Origin of the sequence: Nocardioides sp. NPDC059952 (assembly GCF_042730435.1) — a bacterium.
GTDB lineage: Bacteria > Actinomycetota > Actinomycetes > Propionibacteriales > Nocardioidaceae > Nocardioides.
The window spans coordinates 129171-152199 of the sequence record NZ_JBHWLY010000005.1; the positions used below are offsets into that span (position 1 = coordinate 129171).

Annotated in this window: 19 protein-coding genes and 1 tRNA gene; 9 read left to right on the forward strand and 11 right to left on the reverse strand. The window is 67.2% G+C overall.

The annotated features are described in order from the left end of the window. The first annotated feature begins 15 nt into the window (after window positions 1-15). Both ACFV9G_RS04070 and ACFV9G_RS04075 read left to right on the forward strand, forming a co-directional pair. Window positions 16-954, forward strand: coding sequence for an ATP-binding cassette domain-containing protein (locus ACFV9G_RS04070; protein WP_378725109.1), 939 nt, complete (start codon window positions 16-18; stop codon window positions 952-954). Continuing rightward, on the forward strand, window positions 951-2576 hold the full coding sequence (locus tag ACFV9G_RS04075) for an ABC transporter permease (protein ID WP_378725111.1): 1626 nt from the start codon (window positions 951-953) through the stop codon (window positions 2574-2576). The genes ACFV9G_RS04070 and ACFV9G_RS04075 overlap by 4 nt, the downstream gene beginning before the upstream one ends. Before the next feature lie 58 nt (window positions 2577-2634). Here the strand turns inward: ACFV9G_RS04075 and ACFV9G_RS04080 are convergent. The 7 genes from ACFV9G_RS04080 to recF form a co-directional block, all read right to left on the reverse strand. Continuing rightward, window positions 2635-2708: transfer RNA gene (locus ACFV9G_RS04080), tRNA-Ile, on the reverse strand. Between the two features lie 154 nt (window positions 2709-2862). Continuing rightward, entirely contained in the window at window positions 2863-3420 is a 558-nt protein-coding gene (locus ACFV9G_RS04085) for a DUF3566 domain-containing protein (protein WP_378725113.1), read from the reverse strand. After that, window positions 3420-6119 (reverse strand): DNA gyrase subunit A, encoded by a 2700-nt coding sequence (gene gyrA / locus ACFV9G_RS04090; protein ID WP_378725115.1) that lies wholly within the window; start codon window positions 6117-6119, stop codon window positions 3420-3422. The genes ACFV9G_RS04085 and gyrA overlap by 1 nt, the downstream gene beginning before the upstream one ends. A gap of 49 nt (window positions 6120-6168) precedes the next feature. Then, on the reverse strand, window positions 6169-8232 hold the full coding sequence (gene gyrB / locus ACFV9G_RS04095; protein WP_378725140.1) for a DNA topoisomerase (ATP-hydrolyzing) subunit B: 2064 nt from the start codon (window positions 8230-8232) through the stop codon (window positions 6169-6171). Window positions 8233-8572: 340 nt separating this feature from the next. After that, on the reverse strand, window positions 8573-12706 hold the full coding sequence (locus ACFV9G_RS04100) for a hypothetical protein (protein WP_378725116.1): 4134 nt from the start codon (window positions 12704-12706) through the stop codon (window positions 8573-8575). Window positions 12707-12899: 193 nt separating this feature from the next. Next, window positions 12900-13469, reverse strand: coding sequence for a DUF721 domain-containing protein (locus ACFV9G_RS04105; protein ID WP_378725117.1), 570 nt, complete (start codon window positions 13467-13469; stop codon window positions 12900-12902). Next, window positions 13462-14634, reverse strand: coding sequence for a DNA replication/repair protein RecF (recF, locus tag ACFV9G_RS04110; RefSeq protein ID WP_378725119.1), 1173 nt, complete (start codon window positions 14632-14634; stop codon window positions 13462-13464). The genes ACFV9G_RS04105 and recF overlap by 8 nt, the downstream gene beginning before the upstream one ends. 29 nt (window positions 14635-14663) lie before the next feature. On the opposite strand from recF, the gene ACFV9G_RS04115 reads away from it, so the two are divergent. Together ACFV9G_RS04115 and ACFV9G_RS04120 are read left to right on the forward strand one after the other, a co-directional pair. Then, a complete protein-coding gene (locus tag ACFV9G_RS04115) occupies window positions 14664-15086 on the forward strand; it encodes an NINE protein (RefSeq protein WP_378725121.1) in 423 nt (140 codons plus the stop codon). Next, window positions 15061-15519, forward strand: a complete 459-nt coding sequence (locus tag ACFV9G_RS04120) for a DUF2752 domain-containing protein (RefSeq protein ID WP_378725123.1) — start codon at window positions 15061-15063, stop codon at window positions 15517-15519. Before ACFV9G_RS04115 ends, ACFV9G_RS04120 begins: the two co-directional genes overlap by 26 nt. Here the strand turns inward: ACFV9G_RS04120 and ACFV9G_RS04125 are convergent. From ACFV9G_RS04125 to dnaA, 4 genes are all read right to left on the reverse strand, one after another. Then, window positions 15503-15664: a hypothetical protein gene (locus tag ACFV9G_RS04125; RefSeq protein ID WP_378725125.1), complete on the reverse strand. Its 162-nt coding sequence runs from the start codon at window positions 15662-15664 to the stop codon at window positions 15503-15505. The two genes, ACFV9G_RS04120 and ACFV9G_RS04125, sit on opposite strands and share 17 nt — an antisense overlap. Before the next feature lie 12 nt (window positions 15665-15676). Continuing rightward, on the reverse strand, window positions 15677-16567 hold the full coding sequence (gene gnd / locus ACFV9G_RS04130) for a phosphogluconate dehydrogenase (NAD(+)-dependent, decarboxylating) (RefSeq protein WP_378725127.1): 891 nt from the start codon (window positions 16565-16567) through the stop codon (window positions 15677-15679). A gap of 58 nt (window positions 16568-16625) precedes the next feature. Further along, on the reverse strand, window positions 16626-17765 hold the full coding sequence (gene dnaN, locus ACFV9G_RS04135; RefSeq protein ID WP_008355535.1) for a DNA polymerase III subunit beta: 1140 nt from the start codon (window positions 17763-17765) through the stop codon (window positions 16626-16628). A gap of 609 nt (window positions 17766-18374) precedes the next feature. Further along, window positions 18375-20081 carry a chromosomal replication initiator protein DnaA gene (gene dnaA / locus ACFV9G_RS04140; protein WP_378725129.1) on the reverse strand — a complete coding sequence of 569 codons (1707 nt, stop codon included), beginning with the start codon at window positions 20079-20081 and terminating at the stop codon, window positions 18375-18377. A 567-nt stretch (window positions 20082-20648) separates the two neighbouring features. Between dnaA and rpmH the strand changes: the two genes are divergently transcribed. From rpmH to ACFV9G_RS04165, 5 genes are read left to right on the forward strand one after another with little or no spacing between them, the layout of a single operon-like run. Further along, on the forward strand, window positions 20649-20786 hold the full coding sequence (rpmH, locus tag ACFV9G_RS04145; RefSeq protein ID WP_091044043.1) for a 50S ribosomal protein L34: 138 nt from the start codon (window positions 20649-20651) through the stop codon (window positions 20784-20786). A gap of 25 nt (window positions 20787-20811) precedes the next feature. Beyond that, window positions 20812-21165, forward strand: a complete 354-nt coding sequence (gene rnpA, locus ACFV9G_RS04150) for a ribonuclease P protein component (protein ID WP_378725131.1) — start codon at window positions 20812-20814, stop codon at window positions 21163-21165. Then, window positions 21162-21479 (forward strand): membrane protein insertion efficiency factor YidD, encoded by a 318-nt coding sequence (gene yidD / locus ACFV9G_RS04155; RefSeq protein ID WP_357333644.1) that lies wholly within the window; start codon window positions 21162-21164, stop codon window positions 21477-21479. Before rnpA ends, yidD begins: the two co-directional genes overlap by 4 nt. Window positions 21480-21483: 4 nt before the next feature. Beyond that, the gene (gene yidC, locus ACFV9G_RS04160; protein WP_378725134.1) at window positions 21484-22473 is read left to right on the forward strand and encodes a membrane protein insertase YidC; all 990 of its coding nucleotides are present in this window, start codon (window positions 21484-21486) and stop codon (window positions 22471-22473) included. Then, entirely contained in the window at window positions 22470-22991 is a 522-nt protein-coding gene (locus tag ACFV9G_RS04165; protein ID WP_378725136.1) for a protein jag, read from the forward strand. The genes yidC and ACFV9G_RS04165 overlap by 4 nt, the downstream gene beginning before the upstream one ends. The last annotated feature ends 38 nt before the right edge of the window (window positions 22992-23029 follow it).

The following is a 23029-nucleotide window of genomic DNA, read 5'->3' on the forward strand; positions in this document are numbered from 1 at the left end:
GGCTGTGGGGAAGTGATGTCGGTGAGCGCGATTGCGGTATCTGGACTGGTGAAGGACTTCGGCTCCGGGACAAGGGCCCTGGACCGCCTCGATCTGAAGGTCGAGACGGGGGAGGTGCACGGCTTCCTGGGGCCGAACGGATCGGGTAAGACCACCACGATCCGCGTCCTGCTCGGAATGTTGCGCGCCGACGCCGGAAACGTCGCCCTGCTCGACGGTGACCCCTGGCGCGACTCGGTGGAGCTGCACCGACGGCTGGCGTACGTGCCGGGCGAGGTGAACCTGTGGCCGAACCTCACCGGCGGTGAGGTGATCGACCTGTTGGCCGACCTGCGGGGCGGGCTCGACTCGGCCCGTCGGGAGGACCTGCTCGAGCGCTTCCAGCTCGACCCGACCAAGAAGATCCGGGCCTACTCGAAGGGCAACCGGCAGAAGGTCGCCCTGGTGGCGGCGTTCGCCTCCGACGTGGAGCTCTATCTGCTCGACGAGCCCACCTCAGGGCTGGACCCGCTGATGGAGGCCGTCTTCCAGGAGGTCGTCCAGGACCTGCGCACGGCCGGGCGAAGCATCCTGCTATCCAGCCACATCCTCTCCGAGGTGGAGGCGTTGTGCGACCGCGTCACGATCATCCGCTCCGGCCGTGCCGCCGAGTCCGGCACGTTCGAGGAGCTGCGCCACCTCACGCGTACGTCGGTGGTCGTCGACACCGCCAGGCCGATCGAGTCGGTGACCCGCTGGGTCGGCGTCCACGACGCGCACGTCCAGGACGGGCACGCAGAGTTCAGCGTCGACGCGGGCGAGCTGAACCGGGTGCTCGAGCGCCTGGTCAACCTGGAGGTGCGGTCGATGACCACCTCTCCTCCCACCCTGGAGGAGCTCTTCATGCGGCACTACGGCGAGGACGGCTCGGCTCACGACCGCACCAGCGGCCCCGGGGTGGTGGCGACTCGATGAGCGGCTTCACCGGGACCGTACGTCTGGTTCGGCTCGCGCTCCGGCGCGACCGGATCGTACTTCCTGCCTGGATCCTGGGGATGGCGACGTTCCTGGCAGCCACGACCGCGCTGTTCGACGACAACTACACGACACATCCGGAGCTGCTCGGGCCCGATACCCAGATCGTGGTGGAGAACCCGGGCATGCGGGTGCTCGGCCTGGTGACCGGCGCCAGCATCGGTGGCTACACCCTGCACCGCGATGCTCTGACCCTGGCCGTGCTCGCCGCCATGATGAGCGTGCTCGCGGTGGTCCGGCACACCCGCCAGGCCGAGGAACTCGGCCGTCAGGAGATGCTCGCCGCGGGGGTGGTCGGCCGTTACGCGTCGCTGACCGCAGCCGTGGTCGTCACCTTCGCCGCCAACGCCGTTCTGGCCCTGATGCTCGGCCTCGCCATGGCTGTCGCCGGACAGGCCTTGGCCGGATCGCTCGCGGGAGGCGCATCGATCGCTGTCGTAGGGGTGGCCTTCACCGGTGTCGCCGCGGTGACGTCCCAGCTGGCATCCACTGCCCGCGGCGCGATCGGTTTCGCCGGCGCCGCTCTCGGAGTCTCGTTCATGTTCGCAGCTCTGGGCAACATGCTCGGGACCGTGGACTCCGCCGCCCTCCGGGTCAGCAGCGCCTGGCCGGCCTGGCTCTCTCCGATCGGCTGGGGCCAGCAGATGAGACCGTTCGCCGACAATCTCTGGTGGCCGGTGGCGCTGGGCGCGATCGTCACGGGCATGCTCTTCGGACTGGCGCTCGTGCTCATCGACCGACGTGATGTCGGCCGGGGGATCTGGCCCGAACGGCGCGGCGCCGCGCACGCGAGTCCCGCGCTGCTGAGTCCCTTCGGCCTGGTCTGGCGGCTGCAGCGTGGTGTCCTTCTGGGCTGGACGATCGGCATGCTCGGGTTCGGGCTGATCTTCGGGGCGCTGAGCGACCGGATCGAGGGGCTCGAAGGAGCGGCGACGGAGTGGTACGAGACCTTCGGCGGCGGTGTCGACCTGCTCGGCGCCTACTGGGCGTCGATGATGCAGATCGCCGGGATGGCCGTGGCGATCTATGCCGTCACACTGCTGCTCCGGCTACGCCACGACGAGGCGCAGGGCACCGTGGAGCCCCTCCTCGGCACCGCCGTCTCCCGGCTGCGCTGGCTGGGTGCGTACGCGGTGAACGCACTGGTCGGGGCTACGGCCCTGATGCTCGTCTATGCCACGGCGATGAGCGTCGCGGGCGGGCAGGCGCTCGGCGGGACCGCATCGCTGCTGCGCGACCTGGTCGGCGCAGCGCTCGTTCAGCTCCCCGCCATCGGCGTGCTCGGTGCTGCCGTCGTCACCGTCGTCATGGTGCTGCCGCGGTGGTCCGTCGGGCTGTCCTGGCTGCTGGTGGTGTTCTGTGTCTCCGTCGGCCCGATGTTCGGCCCCTCCATGGGGCTTCCCTCCTGGCTCTCGGACCTCTCGCCTTTCAGCCACGTCCCGAACGCGCCCGCCGTCGCGATCAGCTACGGCCCGATCCTGGGCCTGGCCGTGACCAGCGTGGTGCTGGGCGTGGCCGGAGCCCTCGCTCTACGGCAACGAGACCTGTCCCTCCCGGCATGACGGCATCGGGCGGCTGAAAAACAGAAACGCCCCGAACCGGAGTCCAGGGCGAGTGCTGTGCGCTTAGGAGGACTTGAACCTCCGACCCCCACATTATCAGTGTGGTGCTCTAACCGTCTGAGCTATAAGCGCAGGCGCCAACTGGAGGGTGGAAGCCCCTACCAGCGGGCGAGAGGAACATTACCTGGCAGCACAGGCCACCACCAAAACGAAGCGAGTCCTGAAACGTAGGAGGGCAGGGGCCTCAATGAGACCCCTGCCCTCCTTGGTTCGGTGCGCGTGTGGCTCAGTTCTCGGTGAGCTCGACCTCGACGCCGCCCAGGAGCGCGGCAGCCATGTTGTAGAGGAACGCGGCGAGGGTGGCGACGGCGGTCATCAGGACGATGTTGACGACCGAGACGACCATGGTGAAGCCCATGACGCGGGCGAGACCGAGGTAGTCCTGGACGTTCCAGCCGGCGCTGGAGTCACCGACGACGTCCTGGACCGCCTGGTTGATCGAGTCCCACACACCGGCGGCACCGAGCACGGACCAGATCACGAAGACGGCGACGATCACCACAACGCTGAGCGCGATCGAGAGCAGGAAGGCCATCTTCATGACCGACCACGGGTCGATCCGGCTCAGGCTCAATCGGGCCCGGCGAGACGAGCCGCTGACCGCGTCCCGCTCCGCGCCGGCAGGGCCGGAGGTGCGGGCGGTCGAGGCCACCGCCGAGGTGGTGCGCCTGGCCGCGTTGGCGACCGTGTCCGTGATCCGCTGGGTCACCGGCTGTGCTGCGGTCTCGTTCCGCTCGGTCATCGCGACTCCCCCAGTCGTGCGGTCGGCGGTGCGGTCCGTCATCAGGATTCATCTTCCGTCGTGGTCTCGGTCGACGCTCCGTGCTCGTCGTCTCCACCGATTGTTACATCATCCGCAACCTCTGTCCCGGTGACGATGTCATCGTCGACCTCGCGGGCCTCGACGGAGCGTGCCACGACGGCGACCGAGTCACCCTTCTTGGGCGAGACGAACTTGACGCCCTGGGTGGAGCGACCGGTTGCCCGGAAGTCGGCGTTGATCGGGCTGCGTACGACCTGACCGGTCGCGGTGATCGAGAGGATCTCGTCGCCGTCGACCACGATGAACGCACCGACCAGACCGCCACGGTCGGCGTTGGCCAGGGCCATCGTCTTGATGCCCAGACCGCCGCGGGACTGCAGCCGGTAGTCGGAGATCTTCGTACGCTTGGCGAAACCACCATCGGTGATGGTGAAGACGAACTGCTCCTTGACCTCGTCCGGCGACTCGGCACCGGAGACAGGAGCCGCGACGTCCGCGGTGTCCTCGTTGGCCTCGGAGAGCCCGGCCGCGATCTCGGCGGCGACGTGCTCGGCCCGGATGACCGACATCGACAGCAGGGAGTCGCTCTCCCGGAACTTCATGCCGGTGACGCCCGAGGTCGCCCGGCCCATCGGCCGCAGCTGGTTGTCGTCGGCACGGAACCGGATCGCCTGGCCCTTACGGGAGACCAGCAGGATGTCGTCCTCGGAGTTGACCAGCTCGGCACCGATCAGCTCGTCGTCGTCCTCGCGGAAGTTGATCGCGATGACGCCGGCCTGGCGGGGCGAGTTGTAGTCCCCGAGCCGCGTCTTCTTGATCAGACCGGAGCGGGTGGCCAGCACGAGGTAGGGCGCCTGCTCGTAGTCGCGGATCGCGAGCACCTGGGCGATCGACTCGTCCGGCTGGAACGAGAGGAGCCCGGCCACGTGACCGCCCTTGGCGTCACGCGCCGCCTCGGGCAGGTTGTAGGCCTTGATCCGGTAGACCCGGCCGGCGGTGGTGAAGAAGAGCAGCCAGTGGTGGTTGGTGGTCGAGATGAAGTGCTCGACCACGTCGTCGCCGCGCAGGGTGGCGCCGCGTACGCCCTTTCCACCGCGCTTCTGGGTGCGGTACTCACCCGCGAGAGTGCGCTTGGCGTAGCCGCCGCGGGTGATCGAGACGACCAGCTCCTCATCGGGGATGAGGTCCTCCATGGAGAGGTCGCCGTCGGCCGCGATGATCTGGGTGCGCCGGTCGTCGCCGTACTTCGCGACGATCTCGTCGAGCTCGTCCATGACGATCTGACGCTGGCGGGTCACGTTGGCGAGGATGTCCTCGAGGTCGGCGATGATGACCTCGAGCTCGGCGAGACGGTCGACGATCTTCTGCCGCTCGAGCGCCGCGAGACGACGCAGCTGCATGTCGAGGATCGCGTTGGCCTGGACCTCGTCGATCTCGAGCAGCCGGATCAGGCCCTGGCGGGCGTCGTCGACCTCGGGGGAGGAGCGGATCAGCGCGATCACCGCGTCGAGCTGGTCGAGCGCCTTGACCAGGCCGCGCCAGATGTGGGCGTCCTCCTCGGCCTTGCGCAGCCGGAATGCCGTACGCCTCCGGATCACGTCGATCTGGTGCTCGACCCAGTTGGAGATGAACTGGTCGATCGAGAGCGTGCGCGGCACACCGTCGACGAGCGCCAGCATGTTGGCGGAGAAGTTGGTCTGCAGCTCGGTGTGCTTGAGCAGGTTGTTGAGTACGACGCGGGCGACCGCATCGCGCTTGAGCACGACCACGAGCTGCTGCCCGGTGCGGGACGAGGTGTTGTCCTTGACGTCCGCGATGCCCTGGACCTTGCCGGTGTCGGCGAGGTCGGCGATCTTCTGGGCGAGGTTGTCCGGGTTCACCATGTAGGGGAGCTCGGTGATCACCAGGTTGGTGCGGCCCTTGCTGTCCTCGTCGACCTCGATCACCGCACGCTGGGTGATCGAGCCGCGGCCGGTGCGGTAGGCCTGCTCGATGCCCTCGCGGCCGACGATGAGCGCACCGTTGGGGAAGTCGGGGCCCTTGACCCGCTCGAGCAGCGCGTCCTGGAGCTCCTCGCGCGTCGCGTCGGGGTGCTCGAGCGCCCACTTGGCGCCGGAGGCGACCTCACGCAGGTTGTGCGGCGGGATGTTGGTCGCCATGCCGACCGCGATGCCGGCCGAGCCGTTGACCAGCAGGTTGGGGAACCGGGCCGGAAGGATGGCCGGCTCCTGGGAGCGGCCGTCGTAGTTCGGGCCGAAGTCGACGGTGTCCTCGGTGATGTCGCGGACCATCTCGAGCGCCAGCGGCGCCATCCGGCACTCGGTGTAACGCATGGCCGCGGCCGGGTCGTTGCCGGGCGAACCGAAGTTGCCCTGGCCGTGGATCAGCGGGTTGCGCATCACCCACGGCTGCGCCAGCCGGACCAGGGTGTCGTAGATCGCGGTGTCACCGTGGGGGTGATAGTTACCCATCACCTCACCGACGACACGGGCGCACTTGGAGAACCCGCGGTCGGGACGGTAGCCACCGTCGTACATCGCGTAGAGGACGCGCCTGTGGACGGGCTTGAGCCCGTCACGTACGTCGGGCAGCGCGCGGCCGACGATGACGGCCATCGCGTAGTCGATGTAGCTCGACTGCATCGAGGCCTGCAGCTCGACGGTCTCGATCCGGCCGCCGGCAGCGGTCTGCCCGGAGCCTTCCGGAGGAGTCTCGGTCACGATTTCACTTTCTGCGTGCGTCTATCGGTATCTAGGGGCTCGGCGAGACTCAGATATCGAGGAATCGGACGTCCTTGGCGTTGCGCTGGATGAAGGAGCGTCGCTCGGCGACGTCCTCACCCATGAGGATGGAGAAGATCTCGTCGGCGTGGGCGGCGTCCTCGAGGGTGACCTGCAGCAGCAGTCGCTGCGAAGGATCCATCGTGGTCTCCCACAGCTCGTCGGCGTTCATCTCGCCCAGACCCTTGTAGCGCTGGACCGGGTTCTCCTTGGGCAGCTTCTTGCCCTGCTCGATGCCGTCACGCATGACGGCGTCGCGCTCGGCGTCGGAGTAGACGAACTCGTGCTCGGCCGGCTTGTTCCAGCGCAGGCGGTAGAGCGGCGGCTGGGCGAGGTAGACGTAGCCCTGCTCGATCAGCGGCTTCATGAACCGGAACAGCAGCGTCAGCAGCAGCGTGTTGATGTGGTGGCCGTCGACGTCGGCGTCGGCCATCATCACGATCTTGTGGTAGCGCAGCCGGTTGATGTCGAAGTCGTCGTGCACGCCGGTGCCCAGCGCGGAGATGATCGACTGGACCTCCTGGTTGGCCAGGACCTTGTCGATCCGGGCCTTCTCGACGTTGAGGATCTTGCCTCGGATCGGGAGGATCGCCTGGATGCGCGGGTCGCGGCCGGACTTCGCCGAGCCACCCGCGGAGTCACCCTCGACGATGAAGATCTCGCACTCTTCGGGGTTGGTCGACTGGCAGTCGGCGAGCTTGCCGGGCAGGCCGCCGCCACCGCCGATGCCCTTGCGGTTACGGGCCAGGTCACGGGCCTTGCGAGCCGCGATCCGGGCCGAGGCCGCGGCCATCGACTTGCGGATGACCTCCTTGCCCTCGGCCGGGTTCTGCTCCAGCCAGGCGCCGAGCTGGTCGTTGACGGCGCCCTGCACGAAGCCCTTGACCTCGGTGTTGCCGAGCTTGTCCTTGGTCTGGCCCTCGAACTGCGGCTCGCCGATCTTCACCGAGATGATCGCGGTGAGACCCTCACGGATGTCGTCGCCGGTGAGCCGGTCCTCCTTCTTCTTGATCAGACCCCACTCCTCGCCCCAGCGGTTGACCAGGGTGGTGAGCGCGGCGCGGAAGCCCTCCTCGTGGGTCCCGCCGCCGGGGGTGTTGACCGTGTTGGCGAAGGTGTGGACCGACTCGTTGTAGGAGGACGCCTGCCACTGCATGGCGATCTCGACGCTCATCGGGTTGGGCGCCTTGTCGTCGGTCTCGGTCTCGAAGGCGATGATGCTGGAGACCGGGTTCTTGCGCTTGTTGAGGTGGTCGACGTAGTCGGCCAGCCCGCGCTCGTAGTAGAAGGACTGCTCCAGCACCCGCTCGCCGTTGCCGGAGCTGTGCAGCTCGTCGGCGCTGTCGGTGTCGGACTCGATCGTCCCGTCCTCGACGGCCTCGGCGATGGCGGAGGCCTCCGGGCGCTCATCGCGCAGCTCGATCCGCAGCCCCTTGTTGAGGAACGCGGTCTCACGGAAGTGGCTCGAGATGGTCTCGAGGTTGTAGTCGGTCGACTCGAAGATGTCGCTCGAGGCGTTCCAGGAGATCGTGGTGCCGGTGCGCTCGCCCTCCTCGAGCTCGCGCACCTCACGGAGGTCGTAGTCGGGTACGCCGCTGGTGAACTCCTGCTCCCACAGGCGACCGCGGTTCTTGATCTCCATGTGGAGATTGGTCGAGAGCGCGTTCACCACGGAGGAGCCGACACCGTGCAGACCGCCGGAGACCTTGTAGCCGCCGCCACCGAACTTGCCGCCGGCGTGCAGCACGGTCAGCGCCAGGGTCGCGGCGGGGACCTCTTGGCCGGCCGCGGTGTCGGTCGGGATGCCTCGGCCGTTGTCGGAGACGCTCACCCAGCCGTCATCACGCAGCGTCACCTTGATGGTGTCGCAGTAGCCGGCGAGCGCCTCGTCGACCGCGTTGTCCACGATCTCCCAGATCAGGTGGTGCAGGCCGCGGGCTCCCGTCGAGCCGATGTACATACCCGGTCGTTTGCGGACCGCTTCGAGCCCTTCGAGGACCTGGATGGCAGACGCGTCGTACTCGACTCCGTCTGTGGTCTTGTCGTCCGGCATAGGAGTCGTCTGGTCGGCAGCGGTCACCGGTGCGATCCACCTGTCATTTCGGTCCGGAATCGGACATGGTGTCGGTCGGGCATGCAACGGGCCGACCAGCGCCGGGAAGGTGAAACCTTGGACGATCGACCCAATCTCTATATTACCCCGTAGAACCCCAGATTCCACGCACGCCGGCCCTTCTGAGGGGGAACGGTGACCGAAATGAGCGTCTGTGCGTCTCCTGACGGTGTCTCTGCGCCCTCAGCAGGGGGCCGGATGAGTCCCTATACGTCCAAGAGCCCGTTAGAGCGGCAGATCGCGGTCCACGCGGTAGGCCTCGAACATGTGTCCACCACAGCTACGGTCGGCGCTCGATGCCGTACAGATGATCCGCACCGGGACCGCCATCGCCGTAGTCCCGACCGACGCCTCCGTACAAGTAGTCGTAGCCGGTGCTGCCGAAGAGCCGATCGTCACCCGAGTCGCCGTACAGCTTGTCGTGTCCGACCCCACCATCGACGTAGTCGTTGCCACCCCCGCCACGGATCGTGTCGTTGCCCGCACCACCTGAGAGGACGTTTGCAGAAGAGTTGCCGATGAGCGTGTCCGAGTAGGAGCTGCCGGTGAGGCTCTCGATCGATGAGATCCGCTCAGTGCCACTTCCTCCTGTGCCCTGGGCAGCGGTGGTGTTCAGTCGCACGGTGACCCTCGCTGTGGCACTGGCGTACGTCAGCTTGTCGGTGCCACCTCCGCCCGAGATCGAGTCGTTTCCCGTGCCGGGATCGATCACGTCGTTGCCGTCACCGCCCGAGATCGAGTCGTTGCCACTCTTGCCGTAGATCGTGTCGTTGCCGGCACCCCCTTGGATGTAGTTGGCACCGCTGTTTCCGACGATCCGGTCTGCGTATCTGGTCCCGGTGACCTTCTCGATCCCCGTGGGGATGGCGAGGTACGCACCGGTGCCGCGCTGGCTGAGATCGATGTGATCGCTTCCCGAGGTGTCGCTCATCGTCGGCATCGTGTTCCCGACGATCCGGAAGGTGTCGTTGCCGCTACCGCCGGAGAGCCGGTCGTTTCCATGGCCACCGACCAACGTGTCGTCGCCGGCATCGCCGGCCAACGAGTCGGCGCCGCTCCCACCGGTCAACGTGTCCGAGTACTTGCTGCCGGTGAGGGCCTCGACCGTTGTCATCGAGTCAGTTCCGGCGCCGCCGGACGTTGATGTCATGTTCGCCCGGACCGCGCTGGTCGCCGTGCTGAAAGACGCCCTGTCGATGCCGTTCCCTCCGGTGACGCGATCGTTCCCGGAGTCGCCACGCAGGGCGTCATCACCGTCGCCACCGGAAAGGTCGTCGTCACCCGCTCCTCCGAGGACGACGTCGGAGCCGCCCACGCCGGCGAGCGTGTCATTCCCGGCGCCTCCCGAGAGGGTGTTGCTCCCGCCATCACCCGTGAGCTTGTCGTCGTAGGCACTTCCCTCGAGATCCTCGATCGAGACGAGCTCGTCATCGCCCGCACCACGTGCCGCCGACACCTGCGTCGCGGCTGAAGCCCGCACCCCGGCCGTGGCGCTTGCGAAGGAAGCGGTGTCACGTCCTTCGTCCCCAGCGATCACGTCGTCGCCTGCCCCACCGTCGATGACATCGTCACCGCGGCCGCCACGGAGCGCGTTCGCGCCGCTGTCACCGGTCAGCTTGTCATCGTAGTTCGAGCCGATCACGCCCTCGAGCCCTGAAAGAGTGTCCGGCGCTACTGGTCCGCCGACCTCGGACAAATCGACCCGGACCGGGCCCGGCTCAGTGTGGTACGACACCGTGTCGGTGCCTTCGCCCCCGTCCAGGGAGTCACGGCCACCTGCTCCGGCCACGTCGTCGTCACCACTACCACCGTCGATGCGATTGACCCCTGCGTCACCCGTCAGGTAGTCGCGCCCGGAAGTTCCGATCACGTTCTCCGTGGTCGACGCACCCACCTTCGTCATCTGGTGGCCGAGCGCACTGACGGGTCCGTTGACGACATAGCGGACGCCCTTCGGGGCCGAAGCCTGGGTTTCGGCAAAGGAGACGGTGTCGATCCCGGGACCCCCACGTACCTCGACCTGAGTCCTGTCCGTGAGATCGGGGTCGATGACGAACGTGTCATCCCCGTCACCACCATCAAGGTCCCAGTGCTCGTCGCAATGGTTCCAGCTGCTCATCACCGTCAGATGGTCAGAGCCCGGACCTCCGTCAGCACCACACGCGATGGACCCGAGCTCGATGTCATCGTCATGGTTGGTGCCGACGATCCGGCGATAGTTGCCGACGTAGTCGTTGCCATGCCCCGTGGCGGAGTCGACCGACATGACTACGGGACCATCAGCCGCCTCGAACGACACGATGGAGGTCGAGTCGGAGAACCAGTCGTCGCCCGGTCCGCTCTTCAGCAGGTCCATTCCGTCGCCGCCGTCAAGGCTGCTCCCTGTGGCAAGTGCGGTGAGGGTGTCGTCGTACGCCGATCCAGTCACATCCTCGACGCGGACGATCTCATCGGTGCCACCTCCCACGGTGGCGATCGGGGCATCGATGTTCAGATCGACAGTCACAGCTGTGGGCGCAGACTCGTAGCTCACCCGGTCCTTCTCGGTGCCAGGACCGCCGTCGATGTGGTCATCGCCGGGGCCCCCGTCCAGCCAGTCCGTGCTGTATCCACCGTCGAGGGTGTCGTCACCGACTCCGCCGCGGAGAACGTCGTTCCCAGAGCCGCCCTTGATGGTGTCGTTGCCGGCGCCGCCGGCCAGTGTCTCCCTCATCGAGGTTCCGACAATCACGTCAGCCGCGGGCGATCCGGTGAATGCCCTGAGGTCGGGGCTCCAGTCGCGGACATCGCTGGTGATCACGTCGTTGCCGGCGCCGGACACGGCGATCGACCCGGTGGAACCGGTCAGATTCACACTCACCGGCCCAGCCACGTCGGCATACGAGACCTCTCCGACCCACCCCTCGCCGTAGGTGATGTGCACCACATCTGCTCCCGACCCGGGGAGGGCGACCTTGCTCGACCACATCTGGTCGTCGCCGTCTCCGCCGATCAATGTGTCGGCGGTCGGCACCACGGATCCGAGCAGGTCCGCCCCTGGCCCGCCCGCGACATGGTCGTCGCCCGCGGTGGTGTCACGGCCCTCGTACGCCGTCAATCCCGGTGGCAGCGCATCCTGATGATCGAGCACATCGTCACCGTCACGTCCGTCGATGGTGTCCTGACCGGCCCCGCCGAAAAGGGTGTCGACACCTTCGGAGCCGTTGAGGACATCATCGAAGGTCGATCCGACGACACCTTCGAACCCGGAGACTTGCTGGGATCGATCACCGGCCGACACCGTCCTGGTGCCTGCGTCGTACCTGATGGCGACCTCGGAGTCGGCGAAGTCGACGACGTCGTTCCCCGACTCGTCGCTGATGGCGTCAGCGACCTCGCCGATGACCACGTCGTCACCGACGCCTCCTACCAGCCGATCCGCTCCGTCATGGCCACGCACCATGTCATTGCCATCGCCACCGATGAGAGCATCGTCGCCCTCATCGCCGTGGATGACATCTGCACCACCGCTGCCCGTGATCTGATCGCGGCCGGCGCCACCCTGGAAAGACTCGTCCGCGGCCGATCCGATCAGCACATCGTCGTAGCCGGAGCCGAAGATCGCGTCGATGCCCGTCACCGTCGCCACGGTGCCGCCGATGTCCAGGACCCCCATCGCCAGGTCGACCTTCGCGGGAGCGTCGATCAGCCTCAGGTCGAGGGTGTCCACGGAGCCGGACCCATGGATCAGATCCGCACCCGCAGTTGGCTCGAGGACGATCCAGTCACGCCCTGACCCACCGCTGACGGTGTCATCGCCCGGCCCACCGTAGAGGTGGCTTCCACTTGCATGCGCTGTGAGCGCATCCGCCCCCGGCCCACCGCGAAGCTCCCCACCACCGGTGAGGACATCGTCGTCCCCGTCGCCGTAGAGCGCGGCCTGGTAGCTTCCGGAGCAGTCGATCCGATCACTGCCTGCGCCACCACGGAAGCTCGAGATCGTCCCCTCGTCGTCACAGTAGATCGAGTCGTTGCCATCATCGCCCCACGTACTGGCTCCCTGGGCATGGATGGCGTCATCACCCTCGCCACCGAAGATCATGTAGGTCGAGGAGGTTCCGGTGATCTGATCGGCCCCGCCCTCGCCATAGACCTTGGAATTGCCACCGTTGATCGTGTCGTTTCCGGGCCCGCCATGGACATCGCGGCCATGTCCACTCTCGATGGCATCGTCACCATCCCCGCCGTAGATCACGGCGGACGAACTGCCGTGGTTGCCGTCGGGCCCGCAGATGGTGTCGTTTCCGCCGAGGCCGTCGATCGTTCCACTCGTGACCGCGGCTGCCCAGATCACGTCATCGCCTTCTGTGGCCGCCTGGCCGGCAGACAGGTCGACGCTCACGACCTTGCCCTGGCAGGTGAGGGCTTCCTCCACCGCAACTGCCGGAGGGCTCTGAAGACAGAGCAACGCTGCAGCGGAGATCGAGGACAACGACAGCACAACGCCAGGGGCACGCAACAACACGACGACACCTTCGGATCCGAGCGGAGAAGTGGGCCGCTGAACCCGATGTATTGCGGCGATCCGGAGGTTAGCAGTCAGCGACCGCCGTCACTCGCACTGTGGATCAGCCGTAGGTGTCGCGTGGTCCGCGGCCGTCTCGAAGACCGCGGGGGCCCTTCTTCCACGAGGGGAGATGCGGACCGAGCACCTCGATGACGAGCACGGTTCCGTGACCGAGCTCCTCGTTGAGCCGCTTGACCAGGGTGGGCGCGAGCAGCTTGAGCTGGGTGGCCCAGGCGGTGGAGTCGGTGCGCACGGAGAGCTTGCCGTCGGCGTACGACTCCGGGGTGGTGTGGTCGGCGATCTCCTCGCCGACGATGTCGGGCCAGCGGGCCATCACCCCGTGGACTCTCAGCGACGTGTCCCACCCGTGGTCGTTGACCATCCGGCTCACGACCGAGTCGATGAGCTGGGGGTCGCGGTCGTCGGGCCGGGCTCCGGAGACGGTGCCGCGGCGCGTGGCGTTGTCGGGCGTACGTCGCTTCTTGCGCATCCCCGCCTTGGGCGCGGGCATCTTCGCGGTGGCTCGGGTCAGGGAGCGGGCGAGGTCGAGGCCGTCGGGGCGCTTCTCGGGTTCGTCTTCACCGGCTTCGCCTGTGGTCTCGACAGGCTCGACCACCTCGTCGTCACTCATCGCGAGTCACCTCGCCTGCCTTGACGTGGTAGCGGGCGCCGGCGAGCGCCGCAGGTACGTCCTCGGGGACCGCCGCGGTGACCAGGACCTGCTCGGCGTCGGCGACCAGCTCGGCCAGCTGGACCCGGCGCTGGCTGTCGAGCTCGGCGAAGACGTCGTCGAGGACCAGGATCGGGTCGTCGCCGTCGGCCCGCAGCAGGTCGTACGCCGCCAGCCGCAGCGCCAGCGCGAACGACCAGGACTCGCCGTGGCTGGCGTAGCCCTTGACCGGGAGGCGCTCGGCGCCGGCGCTGATGTGCAGGAGGAGGTCGTCGCGGTGGGGGCCGACCAGGCTGATGCCGCGGTCGAGCTCGTCCTTCTGGCGTCTCGCGAGCTCTTCGAGGATCGCTTGACGGAGGGTCTCCACGGTGGGGGTGGTCTCGACAGGCTCGGGGCCACTGCGTTCAGACCCCGGCTCGACCACCGGCTTGTAGGTGATCTCGGCGTCGTCGCGGCTGGCACCTCGGGCGACCGTCTCGTAGGCCTTCCCCACATAGGGGCGCAGCGCGTCGACCAGGGAGAGCCGCTGGGCGAGGATCTCGGCGCCGATGGTGGCGAGGTGGTCGTCCCAGACGGACAGCGTGGCGAGCGCACCTTCACGGGCGGAGCCGCGCGCGAGCCCGGCGGTCTTCAGCAGCGAGTTGCGCTGCTTGAGGACACGGTCATAGTCGCTGCGTACGCCTGCCAGACGGGGAGCGCGCAGGATCATCAGGTCGTCGAGGAAGCGCCGGCGGTCGGAGGGGTCCCCCTTGACGAGGGTCAGATCCTCGGGGGAGAAGACGACGGTGCGGACCAGACCGACCAGGTCACGGGTGCGGGGGAGCGGGCTCTTGTTGATCCGGGCCTTGTTGGCGCGGCCGGCGTTGATCTCGACCTCGAGCGTCGCGGTGCGACCATCACGCACGACGGCGGCGCGCACGACCGCCTGCTCCGCGCCGGCCCTGACCAGCGGAGCATCGGTGGCGACCCGGTGGGACTGCAGGCGGGAGAGGTAGTCGATCGCCTCGACCAGGTTGGTCTTGCCCTGGCCGTTTCGGCCGACGAAGGCGGTGACGCCCGCGTCGAGAGGGACCTCGACACTCGGATAGGAACGGAAGTCGTGGAGAGAGAGGTGTGAGACGTACATCGTGTTTCCTCTCTCGTTAAGGTGCCTGCATGACCCAGTCTCCCAACCCTTACGGCCCGCCTCCAGGGCAACCCGCCTATGGAGCACCAGGTGGGCCGTTCTACGTGTCGATGATGGGTGAGGTCTATGGGCCGTACCCGGTCGAGCAGCTCGCGCAGATGGCGGCCGCGGGCCAGATCAAGGCCGACACCCCGGCCAGCCTCGGCGCGGACCAGCAGTGGTTTCCCGTGAAACAGATCCCGGGCGTCTTCTCGCGCAGCGAGTGGCTGGTTGCGCTGCTCCTCTCGATCTTCCTGGGTACGCTCGGTGTCGACCGCTTCTACGTCGGACAGATCGGCCTCGGCATCCTCAAGCTGGTCACCTGTGGTGGTCTCTATGTCTGGTGGATCATCGACGTCATTCTCATCGCTACCCGAAAGTTCACAGATGCCGACGGCAGACCTCTTGCCTGAGCAGGGCCACGGCCCTCGCGAGCGCCTCGCGGCGGTGAGCTCCACGGAGATCACCGCCGCCCTGGGCGTCGGCGGGATCGTGATCGCGGCGCTCCTGCCGGCCGGCGGCATCGAGGACGGCCCGGTGCTCTGCCCGTTCCGTGCCCTCACCGGACTGCCCTGCCCCGGCTGCGGTCTGACCCGATCGTGGGTCTACCTGATGCACGGCGACATCGGCTCGTCGCTGGCGAGCAACTGGTTCGGGCCGGTGCTCATCGTGGCGATCGTCCTCCTGGCCGTGGTCTCGGTCCGCTCCCGGCTGGCCCGGAAACGCCCCGCCGACCTCGACAAGCTCGTGAAGAGCCCCGTCGTCCTCGGCCTCTTCGCACTGTTCGTCGCCTACGGCGCCGTACGCCTGATCCTCACCCTGGCCGGAGTCATCGACCCCATCTGACGGTGGTCGAGCCGGTGGTCGAGCCGGTGGTCGAGCCGGTGGTCGAGCCGGTGGTCGAGCCGGTGGTCGAGCCGGTGGTCGAGCCGGTGGTCGAGCCGGTAGTCGAGCTTGTCGAGCGTTGTATCGAGCCTGTCGAGATGACCACCGCCCCGAGGAATCAGGCCTCGGACTCCGAGATCACTGCGTGCCCACCGAACCCGTTACGCATTGCGGCGATCGCCTTCATGGCGTGGTCGTCCTCCTGGCGCGAGACGAACCGCGCGAACAGCGAGGCCGAGATCGCCGGCATCGGGACGGCGTTCTCGATCGCCGCCTCGACGGTCCAGCGCCCTTCGCCCGAGTCGTCGGCGTAACCCTTGATCTTGTCGAGGTGCTCGTCGGCGCGCAGCTGGTCGACGAGAAGATCGAGCAGCCAGGAACGTACGACGGTGCCCGTGCGCCACGAGGCGAAGATCTCGGGGACGTTGTCGACGATGTCGACCTTGTCGAGGAGCTCCCAGCCCTCGGCGTAGGCCTGCATCATCGCGTACTCGATACCGTTGTGGACCATCTTGGAGAAGTGGCCGGCGCCGGGGGTGGAGCCGCAGTGGACAAGACCGTCCTCGGTGCCGGTCGGCTTGAGCGCCTCGAACGCGGGCATCACCTTGGCGGCGTCCTCGTCGGAACCGCCGTACATCAGGGCGTAGCCGTTCTGGAGACCCCAGACGCCACCGGAGACACCGCAGTCGACGAAGCCGATGCCGTTCTCGGCCAGGCTCGCGGCGTTCTTGGCGTCATCGGTGTATTTCGAGTTGCCACCGTCGACCACCAGGTCGCCCTCGCCGAGGAGCTCCTTGAGCTCGGAGATGGTGGAACGCGTCGGATCACCGGCCGGCACCATCACCCAGACCACCTTGGGGCTGGGCAGCGCCTCGACCAGCTCCGCCAGGCTCGCCACGTCGGCGAGATCGGGGTTGCGGTCGTATCCGACGACGGTGTGGCCAGCCTCCCGCAGCCGGGTGCGCATGTTGCCACCCATCTTGCCGAGACCCACGAGTCCGATGTCCATGCAAGGTTCCTATCCACGGTGGTCGAGCTTGTCGAGACCACACTACGAGCAACAGCTGTCAGGAAAGCAGGCGCCTCGGCATCAGCAGATAACGGAAGCCCGGCTCCTCGCCACCCTCGGCCGGCTTGCCGCTGATCACCACCGGCTTCGGCGCCTGGGTGAAGGCGAGCTCGACGACCTGCTCGTCGATGGCCTGCAGCCCGTCGAGGAGGAACTGCGGGTTGAACCCGGTGGTCAGCCCCTCGCCCTCCATGGTCGCCTCGATCGACTCGGACGCCTGGGCCTCGTCACCGGAGCCTGCGTCGAGGGTGAGTACGCCGTCCTCGAAGACCATCTGGACCGCGGTGTTGCGCTCGGCGACCAGGGCGACGCGCTTGACCGACTCGACCAGGGAGGCCTTGTCGACCAGCGCGGTGGTGAGGTGCTCGGCCGGGAACAGGCTGCGCACCTTGGGGAACTCGCCGTCGAGCAGGCGCGTCGTGGTGCGGCGTACGCCACCCGCGGCCGCCCCCTCGAAGCCGATGATGCCCTCGCCGGTGCCGGTGGTGGACAGCGCGAGGGTGACCTCGCTGCCGCTGGTCAGCGACTTGGCGGTGTCTCCGAGCACCTTCGCCGGCACCAGCGCGGCCAGGCTCTCGTCGGGAGTCGCCGGGTTCCATTCGAGCTCGCGGTGGGAGAGCCGGAACCGGTCGGTGGCGAGCAGCGAGATCGTGGAGCCCTCGATCTCGAGCCGCACGCCGGTCAGCACCGGGAGCATGTCGTCGCGACCGGCGGCGGTCACGGCCTGGGCGACGGCGTGGGCGAACAGCTCCGACTTCACCGTGCCTGCCGCGGTCGGCATCTCCGGCAGCGTCGGGTAGTCCTCGACAGGCATGGTCTGGAGGCTGAACCGCGCGCTCCCGCAGGTGAGCGAGACGCGGGCGCCGTCGGTGACCATCTCGACCGGCTTGGCTGGAAGGCTGCGGCAGATGTCGGCGAGCAGCTTGCCCGAGACCAGCGCCTTGCCCTCGTCGGCGACCTCGGCCGAGAGCGTCGCCCGAGCGGAGGTCTCGTAGTCGAATGTCGAGAGCACCAGGCCCTCGTGACCAGCCTCGATCAGGAGACCTGAGAGCACCGGGGTGCTGGGGCGGACGGGAAGGCTGCGGGCAGCCCAGGCGACGGCATCCGCGAACACGTCGCGGTCGACGCGGAACTTCACGATGACCTGTCCTTCTTCTAGCTCGACATCGGGGCGTTTGAGGACATGCGGTCCGGGCTGTGCTTGAACCTTGGCGGGAGACGCCACCGGTTCCGGAACGCCCCCGCGTTGACATGACCTGGAGTACGCATCCTGCCACGGACCGCCGACAACCGGTAAGCGCTCAGCTGTGTCGGGTCTGCACAGGCGTACCTGTGCACTCGGTTCGCCGAGAGGGTTGTCCCCAGGGAAGGGCGTTCGTGGAATTTCACGGAGGATCCATGGATGTAAATAGTTTCGTACGTCGTAAGAGCATCTGTGGGAAATGTGGATGAGCAGCGTCTTCCCTGGTCATGACCCGAAATGTGATTCCACAGGGGATGTGGACGCCATGCTGAAATGACGCACGTCACTGTGGGCTGTGGAGAGTTGTCGGCCCGTTTGAGTGTTTTGTGCACAGGTCATCCCCTTTTCCATCCCATTTGAACGGCCGGTTCTCCACAGGTTCCACCCAGCCTGTGGGCTGTGGACAACCTGGGAAATCTCGTCCTGTGGGTTTTGGAAATCCCACAACGCGAAACGGCCGCCGGCCCCGGAAGGGGCGGCGGCCGCGTACGACTGCTGGTCGAGCTAGGCCTGGCGGGCCTGCATCTTGACCCGGTTGGTGAGCTCCGAGACCTGGTTGAAGACGGCCCGGCGCTCGGCGAGCAGCTGGTTGATCTTGCGTTCGGCGTACATCACGGTGGTGTGGTCGCGGCCGCCGAAGTGCTTGCCGATCTTGGGCAGGGAGTCCTCGGTGAGCTCGCGACACAGATACATGGCGATCTGACGGGCCATGACGAGGTGACGCCCACGGGAGGGCCCGGTGAGCTCGTCGATCGACAGCCCGAAGTAGGCAGCGGTCTGGGCGATGATCAGGCCGGCGGTGATCTCGGGCTCGCCGCCCTCGGGGATCAGGTCCTTGAGCACGATCTCAGCCAGGGTCAGGTCGACGTCCTGCCGGTTGAGGTTGGCGAACGCCGTCACCCGGATCAGCGCGCCCTCGAGCTCGCGGATGTTCGTCTGGATCTTCGAGGCGATGAACTCGAGCACGTCCGGCGGCGCGGTGAGCCGCTCCATCGCGGCCTTCTTCCGAAGGATCGCGATCCGGGTCTCGATGTCAGGCGGCTGGACGTCGGTGATCAGACCCCACTCGAACCGGTTGCGCAGCCGGTCTTCGAGCGCCTCGAGCCGCTTGGGCGGGCGGTCGGAGGTGAGCACGATCTGCTTGTTGGCGTTGTGGAGCGTGTTGAAGGTGTGGAAGAACTCCTCCTGAGTTTGGGTCTTCCCCTCCAAGAACTGGATGTCGTCGATCAGCAGGACGTCGACATCGCGGTAGCGCCGCTTGAACCGGTCCTGCCGGTCGTCGCGGATCGCGTTGATGAACTCGTTGGTGAACTCCTCCGAGCTGACATAGCGCACCTTCGCGCCGGAGTAGAGACTCCGCACGTAGTGACCGATCGCGTGCAGCAGGTGGGTCTTGCCCAGACCCGACTCCCCGTAGACGAGCAGCGGGTTGTAGGCCTTGCCCGGTGCCTCGCTGACCGCGACCGCGGCCGCGTGCGGGAACCGGTTGGAGGACCCGATGACGAAGGTCTCGAAGGTGTACTTCGGGTTCAGCCGGGTCTCGAGGACGTTGTGGCTCGGCTCGCTCGGCCGGGTAGGCGGACCTGGGACGAGCGGCCGCGGCGGAACCGGCTCCTCGACGGGGGCCACCGGAGAGGCTGGGGGATTTGTCGACATGTCGCCATACCCAGGACGTACGTCGTCAGGCGCCGCGGGAGCGGCCGGCTGCTGCGCGGGCGGCGATGCGATAGGAGCCTGCGGCGCCGAGTACGCGGCGGGCGCACCCGGTACGTCGTGGGGCGCGGTCGCCGGCGGGGCGCCGGGGATCAGGCCGGGCGAGTTCGGCGGGTAGACCGACTGATGCGGGAAGGCCGACTGGTTCGGATATGCCGACTGGTTCGGGAAGGCCGACTGGTTCGGGAAGGCCGACTGCTGCTGCAGGGCAGCGGCGGCGGCAGCGTCCGCGGCGGCGATCTCCCGCTCGGAGATCATGATCGCCTGGGTGTCGGGATCCGGCGTGACGTCGAGATCGGGGTTCACGGTCACCGCGATGCGGATCTCGCGATTGAAGATCTCGCCGAGGGACCTCTCCAGTGAGCCACGCAGGCGGCCCTCGATCTGGTTGCGGGTGAAGTCGTTGGGGACCTCGACGATCGCGGTCGACCCGTGCAGGGTGAGGGGTTCACTGTCCCGGAGCCAGGCCCGCTGGTTCGGCGGAAGCTCGGCGACCACCTTCGTCCATGCGGACTGGAGATCTGGCTGTGGTTCTGGCGCGAGGCCGGAGGGCTCCACAGGTTCCTGCCTTCCCTGATGGCTCGGGTGGGTGGTCTTTTATTGATGCAGCCTGGATTCATGCAGCGGTCCGGTCTACATCCTCCACAGACTTTTCCACAAGCTGTGGAGCATCCCCGAATGTAGGCATCGGAGACCAACCGAGACACTTCGCCGTCCTCGAGAATCCGACCGTTTCGGCAGGTCAGGCGGGAAAACTAGTTCCCTGCGTGGCATCCCCCCGAATGCGGCCGATGCTCCTGACGATGTGCAGGGAAACCTCGGTAGAGGACGAAACTACCGGCTGGCGAGGGTCATGGGCAACCCGTCCTCCACAGGTGGAGGACTAATGACACGGGTGTGATAGGGCGCGAGTTTGACCGTGGTTTCGCCGTCCACGTACCGTTGCTAGGTCGCCCGTTCCACGGGTGCGTGATTCTTGGTCCTGGAAAGCAGGACAGCGTCCTGGACAGCAGGACAGCCGGAAGAGCGACCGGCCACCACACCACACCACTAAGGAAGCACCCCGTGAGCAAGCGTACTTACCAGCCGAACAACCGCCGCCGTCACAAGACGCACGGTTTCCGCCTGCGCATGCGCACCCGTGCCGGCCGCGCGATCCTCGCTGCGCGCCGCGGCAAGGGTCGCAAGAGCCTGACCGTCTGAGGCCCCGGCCTCAGCCACCACGCGCGTGCTGCCACGTCGCCACCGACTAGTCGATTCGTCGGGCTTCAAAGAAGCAGTACGACGAGGCAAGCGCGCGGGCTCGAAGAGCCTGGTGGTCCATCTGCTCGTCCCCGGCACCGGCCCAGATGCCGACCGGGAGGGCGAGCCGCAGGTGGGCTTCGTGGTGAGCAAGGCCGTCGGTCCGGCCGTCGTCCGGAATCGTGTGAAGCGCAGACTGCGTCACCAGGCCCGGGAGTCCCTGAGCGGACTCCCGGGCTCTGCTGTGCTTGTGGTCCGTGCACTGCCTGCTGCCGCCGACGCCGACTACGACGCCTTGGGCGTCGATCTGCGGCGCTGCCTGGAGCGAGTGCTCCGATGAGGTCGCTGGTGCGTGGAGTGAACGCCGCGGTGGCCTACACCTTGGTCGGACTGCTTCACGTATGGCGGACTCTGATCAGTCCGCTCTACGGCGATGTGTGCCGCTACTACCCGTCGTGCTCGGCGTACGGGCTCGAGGCCGTCAAGACGCACGGCCCCTGGCGCGGGAGCTGGCTGACGGCGCGCCGTCTCGCCCGCTGCGTCCCCTGGGCGAAGACCCGGGGCTTCGATCCCGTACCGACCCCGCAGAAAATGCGAAGAGACCCTGAAGACCTGGTCCGTGTAAGTGCGGACTCCCCAAACCGAGGAGCCTGATTCCGTGGGAGCCATAGGCGATCTGTTCGGATGGATCGCAACACCGCTGTATTACGCCATTTCGGGCATCCTGCTCGTATGGCAGAAGGCGTTCTCGTACGTCATCCCGTCTGAAGGTTGGCAGTGGGCCCTGGCCATCGTCGGCCTGACCGTGACCATCCGTGCGCTGCTGATCCCGCTGTTCGTGAAGCAGATCAACTCCAGCCGCAACATGCAGCTGCTGCAGCCGAAGGTCAAGGAGCTGCAGAAGAAGTACGGTCACGACCGCGAGAAGCTCGCCAACGAGACCATGAAGCTCTACAAGGACTCGGGCACCAACCCGTTCGCGTCCTGCCTGCCGCTGCTGCTGCAGATGCCGATCTTCTTCGTGCTGTTCCGCATGCTCGAGCACGCCTCGGACGGTATCGGCAAGGGGTTCCTGAGCGACGAGGCCGCGCACGAGTTCGCGACGTCGACCTGGCTCGGCTCGCTGCTGTCGGACCAGTTCACGACGGCCGACCACATGAGCACGTACTTCCTCACCGGGTTCCTGGTCGTCGCGATGATCGCGACCACCTTCCTCACCCAGCGTCAGCTGATGTCGAAGAACATGCCGGCCGATGCCATGACCGGACAGTACGCCCAGCAGCAGAAGCTGCTCCTCTACGTGCTGCCCGTGGTGTTCGCCGTCGGTGGTATCGCCTTCCCGGTCGGAACGATCCTCTACTGGACCTCCTCCAACCTGTGGACGATGGGCCAGCAGTTCTACGTGATCCGTAACAACCCTGCACCGGGGACGCCGGCGTTCGACGCCAAGCAGGAGCGCGATCGGGAGAAGCGCCGCAAGAAGGGTCTGCCCGACGCGGAGATCGACATCGCCGAGGCCAACGAGGCAGCGGCCGAGAAGCGTCCCGTGCAGCGCACCCAGCCCAAGAGCCAGACCAGGAGCCAGCGGAAGAAGGCCGGCACGAGCGCCGGTCGCTCCACGACCCAGAAGGACGGGGGAACCAAGTGACGACTCAGGATGTGAGCGAGACCGTGACCGAGACTGTGGAGGAGGTCAGCGACGACGCGCGCCTGAAGCAGCTCGAGCAGGAAGGTGACATCGCGGCGGACTACCTCGAGGAGCTTCTCGACATCGCCGACCTCGATGGAGACCTCGACATGGACGTCGAGGGCGACCGTGCCGCCGTCTCGATCGTCGGCGGCGACCTGCAGCAGCTCGTCGGCCGCCACGGGGAGGTCCTGGACGCGCTCCAGGAGCTCACCCGGCTCGCTGTCTACCGCGAGACCGGCGAACGGTCCCGCCTGATGCTCGACGTCGGCGGCTACCGTGCCGACCGTCGCTCGACGCTCATGGCGCTCGCCGAGGAGACCGTCGCGAAGGTCAAGGGGTCCGGTGCCCCGGTCTCGCTCAAGCCGATGTCGCCCTTCGAGCGGAAGGTCGTCCACGACGCCGTCGCCGCCGCCGGGCTCACGTCGGAGTCCTCCGGTGTCGAGCCGCGGCGTTACGTGGTCGTCCTGCCTGAGTGACGCTGACACAAAGAGATCGCCCCTCGTGCCGTGTGGCA

What these genes read in the sequence shown, in the direction of transcription:
- ACFV9G_RS04070 (WP_378725109.1), top strand. Translation starts at nt 16, where the DNA reads ATGTCGGTGAGCGCGATTGCGGTATCTGGACTGGTGAAGGACTTCGGC.
- ACFV9G_RS04075 (WP_378725111.1), top strand. Translation starts at nt 951, where the DNA reads ATGAGCGGCTTCACCGGGACCGTACGTCTGGTTCGGCTCGCGCTCCGG.
- ACFV9G_RS04085 (WP_378725113.1), bottom strand. Translation starts at nt 3,420, where the DNA reads ATGACGGACCGCACCGCCGACCGCACGACTGGGGGAGTCGCGATGACC.
- gyrB (WP_378725140.1), bottom strand. Translation starts at nt 8,232, where the DNA reads ATGCCGGACGACAAGACCACAGACGGAGTCGAGTACGACGCGTCTGCC.
- ACFV9G_RS04105 (WP_378725117.1), bottom strand. Translation starts at nt 13,469, where the DNA reads ATGAGTGACGACGAGGTGGTCGAGCCTGTCGAGACCACAGGCGAAGCC.
- recF (WP_378725119.1), bottom strand. Translation starts at nt 14,634, where the DNA reads ATGTACGTCTCACACCTCTCTCTCCACGACTTCCGTTCCTATCCGAGT.
- ACFV9G_RS04115 (WP_378725121.1), top strand. Translation starts at nt 14,664, where the DNA reads ATGACCCAGTCTCCCAACCCTTACGGCCCGCCTCCAGGGCAACCCGCC.
- ACFV9G_RS04120 (WP_378725123.1), top strand. Translation starts at nt 15,061, where the DNA reads ATGCCGACGGCAGACCTCTTGCCTGAGCAGGGCCACGGCCCTCGCGAG.
- gnd (WP_378725127.1), bottom strand. Translation starts at nt 16,567, where the DNA reads ATGGACATCGGACTCGTGGGTCTCGGCAAGATGGGTGGCAACATGCGC.
- yidD (WP_357333644.1), top strand. Translation starts at nt 21,162, where the DNA reads ATGAGGTCGCTGGTGCGTGGAGTGAACGCCGCGGTGGCCTACACCTTG.